This is a genomic window from Streptomyces sp. UNOC14_S4, assembly GCF_020740835.1.
Taxonomy (GTDB): Bacteria; Actinomycetota; Actinomycetes; order Streptomycetales; family Streptomycetaceae; genus Streptomyces.
Map to the genome: position 1 here is coordinate 1 of NZ_JAINFC010000857.1, position 1,780 is coordinate 1,780.

General features: G+C 72.8%; 2 protein-coding genes. One reads left to right on the forward strand and one right to left on the reverse strand.

What is annotated here, in order from left to right; all coding sequences use genetic code 11:
* Nucleotides 1-111: 111 nt before the first annotated feature.
* Nucleotides 112-915, reverse strand: a complete 804-nt coding sequence (locus K6I34_RS36495; protein WP_229332319.1) for a hypothetical protein — start codon at nt 913-915, stop codon at nt 112-114.
* A gap of 286 nt (nt 916-1,201) precedes the next feature.
* Here K6I34_RS36495 and K6I34_RS36500 point away from each other — a divergent pair.
* On the forward strand, nt 1,202-1,780 hold a 579-nt coding region (locus K6I34_RS36500), incomplete at its 3' end, for a glycosyltransferase (protein WP_229332320.1).

Below are 1,780 nucleotides of genomic sequence, written 5' to 3' on the forward strand. Positions count from 1 at the left end.
GCCCGTATGAGTGCACGTCTGAGCCAACGAGCGCGTGGCCCGGGGGATGCGGGCCGGGGGGCGAATGCCCCGGCGGCAGCCTGGATACGGGTACGGGGTGCACGGCGCCGATCACGTACCCGCGAGCGGCATGGACGCGGCGACGAGCTGGCCGCGCTCGGCGGCCCGGTCCAGCGCCTCGCGGAGCAGGTCCTCGCGCGGCTGCTGGCCGATCGTGCCCACGGGCGCCGCGAAGACCAGCACCCGCTGGGTCTTGTTGGCGGCGGCTCGCCAGTCCGGGGCGACCTCCACCGCCTGGTGCGCCTGCCACCACGCGGACGGGGTGCCGCCGCCGGTGACCGGCTGCAGGATGGCGTGCAGCCTGCCCACGGCCAGCAGCACCGACCAGCCCGGGGTGGGCGGCGGCACCTGGTCGATCGCGGCGACCGGGGTGAAGCCCTGCTCGATCAGCAGCGGCAGGAAGACGTCGACCGGGCCGGTGGTGCCCGGCCGGGCGATGGGGGCGAGCGGCTCGACGACGAGCGCGGGGTGCAGGTCCCCGTTGATCAGGACGAGCCCGCTGGTCACCCCCAGCTCCGCCTGGACCGGCCCGTCGGGCGCCGCCCCGACGGGCGGCGGCGGGGCCTGCAGGGAACCGTCCTCGCCGGTGATGGACCGCACGGCCCCCTGGAGCTGCTCCTCGGACACCGGCACGACCTGGGAAGGGATGCACGAGGCGTGCGCGAAGGCGAGCACCGCCGTCTCCTCGCCGACGAACAGCACCGTGCTGGTGCGGTCCCGTTCGCTGTTGCCGGGGGCGCGGCAGGAGGTGCAGTCGTAGCTCCCCGGGGCATTGTCACCGCCGAGCAGGCGGTCGGCTTCCTCGTCGCCGATCTCGGCGCGGACGTCGTCACTGACGTCGAGCATGCGCGGCACGGTGGCTCCTCGAACTGGGTGCGTCGGGGCCGGGTGTCTCCCGGCTCATGAAACAGACAACGCCCGATCCGTGGCCAGGGTCACGGTCCCGCGCCCGCGGCCCCGCGCGGTCGGTGACGACGGCCGAAAGTTCCCGTATCCGCTACCGATTCCCCATCGCTTCTCCATCGCTTGCGGAACGAGTTGGCGATCAGGGCCAACCTCCGGGCCTCCGCCACGGTCTAATGTCTCGGTAGGGCGGGCTGCACGGAATGTCCGCGGCGGAAACGGCTGCATACGGGGACGAATGCACATCTCATTCCTGATTCACAACGCGTACGGCATCGGCGGGACGATCCGCACCACCTACAACCTCGCCGGGACGCTCGCCGAACACCACGACGTGGAGATCGTCTCCGTCTTCCGCCACCGTGAGGAGCCCGTCTTCGCGCCGAGCCCCAAGGTGCGCCTGCGCCACCTGGTGGACCTGCGCAAGGGCACCCCCGGCTACGAGGGCGACGACCCGGAGTACGAGCGGCCCGCCACCGTCTTCCCCTCCGCCGAGGGCCGCTACAAGCAGTACAGCGCGCTCACCGACCGGCGCATCGCCGCCCACCTGCGCGGCCTGGACTGCGATGTCGTGGTCGGCACCCGGCCGGGCCTCAATGTGCACATCGCCCAGCAGGCCCGGCACGGCGTCGCCCGCGTGGGCCAGGAACACCTGACGCTCAGCACCCACTCCGCGCCGCTGAAGCTCGTCCTCCGTACGCAGTACCCCCGCCTGGACGCCGTCACCACCGTCACCGAGGCCGATGCCGCGACCTACCGCAAGCTGATGCGGCTGCCCGGAGTGCGGGTGGAGGCCGTCCCCAACAGCGTCCCCGCC